Genomic DNA, 10,461 nt, shown 5'->3' on the forward strand with positions numbered 1-10,461 from the left:
GGGAGGAAGCTATTAATTCAAACTCATTCCATATTCAGACAATGTCTCCATTTCTGCTTCCGAATATTTACCTTTGGATCTGATCTGTTGAACATCTTTCACAAAAGCATCTACGTTAGTCAAAAAGTCCTGGAAAGCTTTCATCTCTTTAGGATGCCCTTCCACGGCAGGGAGATGTTTGGCAATATCCAGTTGTATAACCAATTTAGCCATTTTCATATCAAGACGAATGGCCTCTGAATTAGGTTTACGCATGCAAAGGTTCAGAATACTTCTCATAGTAGCAGTCATTTGCTTCATGGAAAGCAGTTGCTCTTTCATCGGGTTATCGTTCAATAAGACCTTCTGGGCTCCATCGGTAAAAGGAGATAAAATATCGAGTATGTTCTCTTTATACTCAGACATCTCAACACTTAACTGATAATTGTCGGGTAACAATTTACTAGCAGCCACTTTATTTTTTGATTTCAAATAAGAAAGATACCGATTAAAGGTGTCATAAAACTGCTTACGCGTCTTGAACAACTGGTCATAATTCTGCTTCAAATTCAACTGAGTTTCTTCATTGAAATAAGAACCCGGATTTACTACAAACGCAGAGTCTTTCTGAGAATAAGCCGGCGGAACAATAGCTGTTAGCGTAGGCGCTTTTCCATCTTGCTCCATATATCCCAATACGGAATTTACATCTTTTTCTACCACCACATTCTTCAACAGAGCCAAGGAAGTGTCATAATAGGTCATCACTTGATTGGCTTGTTCTACTTCCGTAGCAGAATATTTTGCGGTTTCTTTCTTTTGAGCGCTATTGCCACAAGAGGCAAGGGCGAGGACAGCCGCAAGTGCCCCCATAAACATTAAATTCTTTCGCATAAGGTTTCCTTTCATTATTTATTAAGTATGCATCGGTCAGTCGGATGCTTTTATTCATTAAATTTGCACGACTTAATATGAAACAAACGATGAAATAGATAGTTCTAAGACATCGCCTAAATATCAGGAAAAAATATGCAACACACTCCTATAAAAGGATTTATATATGCGGCACTATCTTCTTCAACCTTCGGACTGGCGCCATTTTTCACTATATCGTTACTCATTGGCGGATTCTCTTCTTTCGAAGTTCTGGCTTATCGTTGGGGGATTGCTTCACTCGCCTTAGCCATTTGGGGTATCATACTGGGAGAGAAATTCCGCATCAGCCGAAAAGATTGGGGAACCGTATTCGTTCTCAGTTTATTCCGTGCAGCTACCTCTTTTAGCCTGGTGATAGCCTACCAGCATATTGCAAGCGGAGTAGCATCTACCATTCACTTCATGTACCCGCTAGCAGTGACACTTGCCATGATGTGCTTCTTCAAAGAAAAAAAATCATTTTCTATTCTTCTGGCAGTATTGGTTTCATTGGTAGGTGCGGGACTTTTATCTTCGGGAGAAATTAACTTTGGAGGAGGAAATACAACAAAAGGCTTGATTGCCGCCATTCTTTCTATTTTCTTTTATGGAGGATACATTGTAGGAGTACGCAGAAGCCGTGCAATACAGATTCCGTCTACAGCATTAACATGTTACGTCATGGGACTCGGCGCCTTGTTCTTCATCATAGGAGGTTGCTTGACCGGCGGAGTACGTCTGGCAACTGGTGGCGATATATGGATGAACATCCTTGGACTGGCATTACCGGCAACCGCCATATCTAATATCACCTTGGTAAAAGCCATAAAGTACATCGGCCCGACCCTCACCTCTGTATTTGGAGCACTGGAACCTCTCACAGCCGTTACCATCGGATGCTGTATATTCTACGAGAGTTTTACGTGGAATAGTGCAATCGGCATCGTACTAATATTAGTATCAGTAACAACGGTAGTAGTACACGAGAAAAGGACACACAGTTAAACCCGCTATCTTACTTTGCCTTTTTATAATCTGTGATAAATCCTTCCATTAGCCATTTTGCTAATGCCTGGCGATTGGAACTGATTACAAACCGACGTTGATCGAAAGCATTCTGAATGTTGCCCAATTCTACAAAAACAGAAGAAGGAGAAGTGTTGGCAAGCACATAAAGATTACGCGCACTTACTGTACCCGAGAAACCACGATTGGGTTGATGCTTGTCATATTTTGATTCAAAAGTACTCTTCATGGTAGTCGCAAGTCGCTTGCTGTCAGGCTTATTCTTAGAATGATAAAAGAAAACATCCGTCTGATTACTCTTACTGCGACTATCTACATGGAGGAAGATAGCACGACAATACTTATATTTCTTGCGGTCTTTCTTATAAAGGTTATTGATTTTGTCACAACGTTGACGCAGGCGTGCCACTTGGTTCAGAGGAATAGGTGAGCCCATACAAGTCTCACGTTTACTATTAGCCAGATAACGGTCGTCACGGATACCGTCCTTGGCATCCTGAATGATAATATGCACTTCAGCTCCTTCTTGCATCAGGTTGCGAGCCAGACGCAAAGCCACATCATACGCATATTCGTCTTCGTGCAATTCAATTTTTCCTATTCTACCGATAGCACCCGGGTCAGGACCGCCATGACCACTGACAACATAGAAACAAGCACCTTGCAAACGATTAGATGTTATCTTGACATTAGCCAGCTCCTTCCCAAACAAGGGTTCATTGACTGACTTCTTTCTTTTTACAGACGTTCTTTCGGAAGGAGACTCGGAAGAGACATCAGAGACTACTTCAGTCGAATCTTTATCTTCGCTCTCATTCGTTCTTTTTTTATTTCGCAACGGAGGCAATATATATTTCACTCCTAATCGCAACTCTTCTTTGCCCCGTAAACGCTTCTCATTCAGTTTGAGGAATTCCTTATAATAAGTCTTTGCCGGACGATTGTTACGTTCTAGAAAAGTAGAAATACCTTCACCGGATCTCGGTGTATCCTGTTCTGCTTGAGCAAAAGCATGAAAAGAGAAGAAAGTGCAGAAGAAGATAGCCAGTAAGCAAAATATCCGTTTTATATTCCAATTATTCATCATCTATTTATATTAATAGCAGATTTTCAGCCGCTAAATTAAAGCATTTTACTATACTTGCGCACAAAATTATATTTTTTTCCCTACTTTTGCGACAACTTACGCGATTATAAACAAAGAAACTTTTAAAAAGATAGCATTATGGCAAAGCAATTCAAGCCGGAAACTCTCTGCGTACAAGCAGGGTGGACTCCTAAAAAGGGTGAGCCTCGTGTACTCCCCATCTATCAGAGCACAACTTTCAAATACGAAACCAGTGAACAAATGGCACGTTTGTTCGATCTCGAAGACAATGGATATTTCTATACCCGTCTGCAAAACCCCACCAACGATGCCGTTGCCGCAAAGATAGCCGCCCTCGAAGGAGGTATTGCTGCCATGCTTACCAGTAGTGGTCAGTCGGCCAATTTCTACGCCCTCTTTAATATCTGCGAAGCTGGCGATCACTTTGTTTGCTCTTCTACTATTTACGGAGGTACTTTCAACCTGTTCGGCACTACAATGAAGAAACTCGGAATTGACGTTACTTTCGTTAATCCTGATTCTAGCGATGAAGAAATCTCCGCCGCTTTCCGTCCGAATACCAAAGCTTTGTTCGGTGAAACAATCTCTAATCCTACACTGGAAGTACTCGACATCGAGAAGTTTGCCCACATTGCCCACAGCCACGGCGTGCCTTTGATTGTAGATAATACCTTCCCTACTCCTATCAATTGCCGCCCGTTTGAATGGGGTGCCGATATCGTTGTTCACTCTACTACTAAATATATGGACGGACATGCTACCAGTGTTGGTGGTGCCGTTGTAGATAGTGGAAACTTCGATTGGGATAAGTACGCCGACAAGTTCCCCGGACTTTGCACGCCGGATGAAACTTATCACGGACTGACCTATACAAAAGCCTTCGGCAAAATGGCCTATATCATGAAGGCTACCGCTCAACTGATGCGTGACCTCGGCAGTATTCCCAGTCCACAAAATTCATTCTTACTAAATATCGGTCTCGAAACCTTGCACTTGCGCATGCCTCAACATTGCAAAAATGCACAAGCCGTTGCCGAATATCTTTCTAAAAATGAAAAGGTAGCTTGGGTGAATTATTGCGGTCTGCCCGACAACAAGTACTATTCGCTTGCACAGAAATACATGCCGAATGGTTCATGTGGCGTTATCTCCTTCGGACTAAAAGGTGGACGTGAAGTATCCATCAAATTTATGGATTCACTGAAACTTGCTGCCATCGTAACCCACGTAGCCGATGCCCGTACCTGTGTACTGCATCCCGCCAGCCACACTCATCGCCAACTTTCAGACGAACAACTGTTGGAAGCCGGCATACGCCCCGACTTGATTCGTTTCTCAGTAGGTATTGAGAATGCAGATGATATCATTGCTGATATAGAACAAGCGCTGAACGCTTAAATTTAAGAATATTATACTGAAAAGGGGAAGATTATTGCAATCTTCCCTTTTTTTCAGTATGTCTCTTTACCTAACCAGTGATAAGAGATTTATTTATTGTAATCATTGCTCGGAGTACAATACATGGGCGCTCGATGAAAGTGGTGCGAAATTAGTAAATCACAAATTCAAAGCACCCCAATATAGCAGGACAAAAAGTGGACAATGTATAAAACAAGTCCGCTCTTTCCTCGCTTAGTAAATATCTTTAGCGAAGAAAGAGCGGAACAAGTATCTTTTTTAAGTTAATGATTCTATCAACTTCATTGAACAGATATTATTATCGGCAAACTCTCTTTACCCAGATAGAATGCTTTGGCTATGACAACCGGAGCATCACACTTCACCGGTGCTTCCCATAAAGTTGATTGAGCATTCGGCTCTGTTCCGTCCGTAGTATAACGAATCTCGGCTCCATCGATTATAACATTTGCATAAAGATTACCATCTTTCATCATCAATCCCGGAAGAGCGATGCGGAAATTAGTGCCTTTCTTTGTCCAGTAAGGCATTTCCTTTTTACTTATTTCCTTTTCATAAAGAGCTAAAGCCTGATCGAATATCTGTTGTTCCTGAGTACCGGATAGTGTTTCCCATGCCGGATGTGCATTCCAACCACGTTCTGCCAGACCCATCAATTTCGGGAAAAGAAGATATTCCACTCCTTCAAAATTACGAATAGTTTCTGCGAAAAGTTGTCCTTGTACACCCATGATGTTCTTTTTACCCTCTTCAGTAAGGAGGGTCTTTCCTTTGTCGGCAGCATTCAAATCAATAGGATCGCCAGCCATATTCTTACGCAAAGAACGATAAATACTAAAAGGAAGCATAGAGAAAGATATCGTTTCGTCTACATAACCACCCCAGTCAAGTCCACGCTCATCGGGATGACCATTGTAAGCCATGTCCATGTAGAAGTTACCCACATTACAAAGAATAACCGGATAACCGTTGTTGGCAGTTTGATAAACCACTTCGTCATAACCTGGAACCGTGTTCCAGCAATATACTCCTGCCGCCTGATTTCTCAATTGCTGATGTGCCTGCTCCGTATGTCCCAAAGCCACTTCTTGCCAACCGCTGAACTTCATGCCGTTCTTTGCCATAATATTCGCCAATTGCGTAATGAAGTACTCGGACAAATCATGAGTTTTGGTCATACCCTTCTCCTTCATCAGTTCCTGACACTTGGGAGAACCCAACCATACACCATGCGGCACCTCGTCACCACCAAGATGTATCGTACTCAAAGTAAGTCCTGCGTCTTTATACATAGCAGCAAGTTCCTTCATCACCTTTTCCATAAAACGATAGCTAGAAGGAAGAGCCACATTTATTACATTGTCCGTATAATACTGCACCGAGGCATAGCGAGAAGTATCTTCCGGCTCGCTCAACATATACTCAGTAGCTTTTGCCGGATCGGTCTTGATATATTTGTTATAACGGGCTTTCATAGAAACAATAGCAGCTCGGGCATGTCCCGGAGATTCTATTTCCGGTATGATACGGACATGTCTTTCGGCAGCATATTTCAGTAGGTCGACAAATTCAGCACGAGAGTAATAGCCATTTCCTACGGTTGCAGCATTAGGATCGAAACCGCCATCATAGCAAGGATAGAGATTCTCGCTTTCGTCCATTGTATGTCCGCGACGGCTTCCTACAGCAGTCAACTCTTCCAAACCGGGTATTTCGATGCGCCAGGCTTCATCATCTGAGAAATGGAAATGCAAAGCATTCATCTTATAAGAAGCAAACATATCCACCAACTTCTTCATATTTTCAGGGGTAGTGAAGTCACGGGCGATGTCTATCATTTGTCCGCGATAGGATAAATCGGGATAATCCTGAATAGACATTGCTTCCAACTGATAAGGAGCCTGTTTGTCTTTCAGCATAGCCAGCAAGGTTTGTGTTCCGTTGAAGATGCCGTGAGAGGTGGCAGCGCTAATCTCTATCTGATTATTACTTATATTTAAAGTATAATATTCATCGTTTACGGCTTCTTTCTTATCAGCCAAAGGTTTCAAGACGATGGTTACGGGAGCATTCTCTGCAACTTCCAAAGCATACAAACCGGATAGGTTTTCTTTTAGCAACTTAGCTTCATTCGCAAATTCATTGGGATAAGCCAAGGCTACTTTACCTTCCAGCGCTACACTACCTTCGGCAGGAATCGCTTTCTTTACCGAGGGCAATATATCCGATTGTTTTAAAGCGGGTGCATTTGCCAAACGAAGGTTAGACTCATATATCTTGGTAGCATCCGGATAACCTTCAATCTTTTCGGGCGAAGGCAATGGATGTACAGTCAATGCTATAGGAAGCGGTCCGCCCTCAAGTCCCAGCCAATAAGTCCCTTCGGGTGCATGTGAATTTCTGTCCAACTTATAAGTACATTGGAAGGTAATTCTCATAGAATCGCCCGGAGCTAATGAAGTGAAGTTATCCGTTGGAAACATTCTGAAGAAGTTACCATTTACTACTTCTACTTTTACAGGGGAGTTTTCCACCTGTTTCACACCACGGGGAAGCTGCGAATAATAGATAGCCCAATCTTTATTCAAAGGTTCTTGTGAAATGTTCTTGAGAATAAAAGTGTTCTCATAATACCCTGGTTCAATGTCGCTTGCGCCCATTTCCCAGGTTAAGGAAACCGGTGCTTTCTGCTCTTTAGCCGACTTACATCCTGCGAATAGTGTCATTACGCAAAGCAATAATCCTGTTAAAGGAAGTTTTAAAAATTTCATGTTATTAATGTATTAAGTTTATAAATGGGGGTGATACTTTTAATCAATGCCAAAAATAAGCATTTTTAGCTAATTGGCTGATAATTCTAATAGAAATTATCCATTGCAAGCTACGATTTAGAACTTTTATCCCTACATTTGCGTCCAAATTATAATCATTTTAACTAACTATTATGGCTAAGATAACCAAAGAAGCCGCTTTGCTCTATCACTCACAGGGCAAGCCCGGCAAAATCGAAGTGGTGCCAACAAAGCCCTACAGTACCCAAACAGATCTTTCACTTGCTTACTCTCCCGGCGTTGCAGAACCGTGTCTCGAAATCGAAAAGAATCCGCAAGATGCGTATAAATACACGGCCAAAGGTAATCTTGTAGCGGTTATTTCCAACGGAACCGCCGTTCTCGGATTGGGAGATATCGGCGCCCTCAGCGGCAAACCGGTAATGGAAGGAAAAGGTTTGTTATTCAAAATCTACGCCGGAATCGACGTATTTGATATTGAAGTAAACGAAAAAGACCCTGAAAAATTCATTGAGGCTGTAAAAGCTATCGCTCCTACTTTCGGTGGTATTAATCTGGAAGATATCAAGGCTCCGGAATGTTTCGAAATAGAACGCCGCTTGAAAGAGGAACTCGATATCCCCGTGATGCACGATGACCAGCATGGTACGGCTATCATTTCCAGTGCCGGATTAGTAAATGCCCTGCAAGTAGCCGGCAAGAAGATTGAGGATGTGAAAATTGTAGTCAATGGTGCCGGCGCATCTGCCGTATCTTGTACCAAATTGTACGTTTCACTCGGTGCTCGTCTCGAAAATATCGTAATGGTAGATAGTAAAGGGGTTATCAGCAAAACTCGTACGGACCTGAATGAACAGAAGCGTTACTTTGCTACCGACCGCACCGACATTCATACCCTGGAAGAAGCCATCAAAGGCGCTGACGTATTCCTCGGTTTATCCAAAGGTAATGTTCTGTCACAAGATATGGTACGCAGCATGGCTGCATCGCCCATCGTTTTTGCATTGGCAAACCCTACACCCGAAATTTCATACGAAGATGCTATGGCTGCCCGTCCCGACGTACTTATGGCTACCGGACGCAGTGACTATCCGAACCAAATTAATAATGTAATCGGCTTCCCCTACATCTTCCGTGGTGCACTCGACACACAAGCCAAAGCCATCAACGAAGAGATGAAAATCGCTGCCGTACATGCCATTGCCAATCTTGCCAAGCAACCTGTACCCGATGTTGTGAATGCCGCTTACCATGTCAACAACCTGACTTTCGGACGCGAATACTTCATTCCAAAACCTGTTGATCCACGCCTCATCACCGAAGTATCTTGTGCCGTGGCTCGCGCCGCTATGGAAAGTGGTGTAGCCCGCACTACTATTGAAGACTGGGATGCTTATTGCGTACACCTGCGCGAACTGATGGGTTACGAAAGCAAACTCACCCGCCAGCTCTATGACATGGCACGCCACAACCCTCAACGCGTAGTATTCGCAGAAGGTGCACACCCTAACATGCTGAAAGCTGCCGTCGAAGCAAAATCCGAAGGTATCTGCCATCCTATTATATTAGGTAATGACGAAGCCATCGAAAAACTTGCCAAAGAGCTCGACCTGAGTCTTGAAGGTATTGAAATCGTAAATTTACGCCACCCGGACGAAGCTCCACGCCGCGAACGCTATGCCCGCATCCTTGCTGAGAAACGCGCCCGTGAAGGTGCCACCTACGAGGAAGCCAATGATAAGATGTTCGAGCGCAACTATTTCGGTATGATGATGGTAGAAACCGGAGATGCCGATGCCTTTATCACCGGTTTATATACTAAATATAGTAATACTATCAAGGTTGCCAAAGAAGTGATAGGTATCCGTCCCGAATACAAGCATTTTGCTACGATGCAGATCCTGAATTCAAAGAAGGGTACTTACTTCGTAGCCGATACATTGATTAACCGTCATCCTGATGCAGATACGCTGATCGACGTAGCCCGCCTGGCGGAGCATACCGTACGGTTCTTCAACCATACACCGAACATCGCCATGCTGTCTTACTCCAACTTCGGTTCTGATACCAGCGGAAGCCCTGCCAAGGTACATGCGGCTATCGACCATTTACAGAAGACCTATCCCGATTGGGCTATCGACGGTGAGATGCAGGTGAACTTTGCCATGAACCGCGAACTGCGCGATGCCAAATATCCGTTTACGCGTCTGAATGGTAAAGATGTGAACACATTGATATTCCCGAACTTGAGTTCAGCAAACATCGGTTACAAGCTTCTGCAAGCTATGGACCCCGATACAGAATTCATCGGTCCTATCCAAATGGGATTGAACAAGCCCATCCACTTCACCGACTTTGAAAGTACCGTACGCGAAATCGTAAATATCACCGCAGTGGCAGTAATTGATGCCGTTGTCGAAAAGAAGAAAGCAGGTAAATGAGAAAGCCTTTATCAAAATTCCAAATGACATGCATCGTGCTGCTTTGGGCAGCACTTTGCTACATTGTATTGACATCTGTCGAACGATTTGACGGTCCAATGATATCAATGCTTGTCATTTCGGCAGCATTAGTGTTTATTCCCGTCATAAAGTCTCTCAGAAGAGATTAAATATTATCTTTTTATTCCTTTTTGCGGTATAAAACAATAAAAATGTTGTTTTATACCGTATTTTCTTTATAAATTGTTTGTTTGTATCATTTTTATGTTTACTTTTGCAACCGCAACGAGAGAGAAAGGTGATAAGGTATCACACTACCGCATTACCGCTTTATGACATTGAATACAGTAACCAATAAAAGTAATAAGATTATGAATGCAGCTAAGGTATTAGAAGATTTGAAAAGACGGTTCCCCAACGAACCGGAGTATCATCAAGCAGTAGAAGAAGTACTTTCTACGATTGAAGAAGAGTACAACAAGCATCCGGAGTTTGACAAAGCTAATCTGATTGAACGTCTTTGCATCCCCGATCGCGTTTACCAATTCCGTGTTACTTGGGTGGATGACAAAGGTAATGTACAAACCAACATGGGTTACCGCGTACAACACAACAACGCTATTGGCCCGTACAAAGGTGGTATCCGTTTTCACGCTTCTGTAAACTTAGGTATTTTGAAGTTCCTTGCTTTTGAGCAAACTTTCAAAAACTCACTGACTACTCTACCTATGGGTGGTGGTAAAGGTGGTGCAGACTTCTCTCCGCGTGGCAAATCAAATGC

At 43.0% G+C, this 10,461-nt stretch carries 7 protein-coding genes; 4 read left to right on the plus strand and 3 right to left on the minus strand.

Annotated elements, in window-relative coordinates; genetic code table 11:
• Positions 1-12 precede the first annotated feature (12 nt).
• A complete protein-coding gene (locus Q1W14_RS04500) occupies positions 13-873 on the minus strand; it encodes a hypothetical protein (protein ID WP_300699597.1) in 861 nt (286 codons plus the stop codon).
• Positions 874-1,008: 135 nt separating this feature from the next.
• Between Q1W14_RS04500 and Q1W14_RS04505 the strand changes: the two genes are divergently transcribed.
• Positions 1,009-1,899, plus strand: coding sequence for a DMT family transporter (locus tag Q1W14_RS04505; protein ID WP_300699598.1), 891 nt, complete (start codon positions 1,009-1,011; stop codon positions 1,897-1,899).
• 10 nt (positions 1,900-1,909) lie between these two features.
• On the opposite strand, the gene Q1W14_RS04510 is transcribed toward Q1W14_RS04505, so the two are convergent.
• Complete coding sequence (locus tag Q1W14_RS04510; RefSeq protein WP_300699599.1) at positions 1,910-3,007, minus strand: N-acetylmuramoyl-L-alanine amidase; 1,098 nt, start codon at positions 3,005-3,007, stop codon at positions 1,910-1,912.
• Positions 3,008-3,145: 138 nt separating this feature from the next.
• Here Q1W14_RS04510 and Q1W14_RS04515 point away from each other — a divergent pair, with 138 nt between their 5' ends.
• Positions 3,146-4,426, plus strand: a complete 1,281-nt coding sequence (locus tag Q1W14_RS04515; protein ID WP_300699600.1) for an O-acetylhomoserine aminocarboxypropyltransferase/cysteine synthase family protein — start codon at positions 3,146-3,148, stop codon at positions 4,424-4,426.
• A gap of 302 nt (positions 4,427-4,728) precedes the next feature.
• On the opposite strand, the gene Q1W14_RS04520 is transcribed toward Q1W14_RS04515, so the two are convergent.
• Positions 4,729-7,218, minus strand: a complete 2,490-nt coding sequence (locus Q1W14_RS04520) for a family 20 glycosylhydrolase (RefSeq protein WP_300699601.1) — start codon at positions 7,216-7,218, stop codon at positions 4,729-4,731.
• A gap of 173 nt (positions 7,219-7,391) precedes the next feature.
• On the opposite strand from Q1W14_RS04520, the gene Q1W14_RS04525 reads away from it, so the two are divergent.
• Together Q1W14_RS04525 and Q1W14_RS04530 are read left to right on the plus strand one after the other, a co-directional pair.
• Complete coding sequence (locus Q1W14_RS04525) at positions 7,392-9,680, plus strand: NADP-dependent malic enzyme (protein ID WP_300699602.1); 2,289 nt, start codon at positions 7,392-7,394, stop codon at positions 9,678-9,680.
• Positions 9,681-10,051: 371 nt separating this feature from the next.
• On the plus strand, positions 10,052-10,461 hold a 410-nt coding region (locus Q1W14_RS04530), incomplete at its 3' end, for a Glu/Leu/Phe/Val dehydrogenase dimerization domain-containing protein (RefSeq protein ID WP_300699603.1).

It is taken from the genome of Bacteroides sp., assembly GCF_030151085.1.
GTDB lineage: Bacteria > Bacteroidota > Bacteroidia > Bacteroidales > Bacteroidaceae > Bacteroides.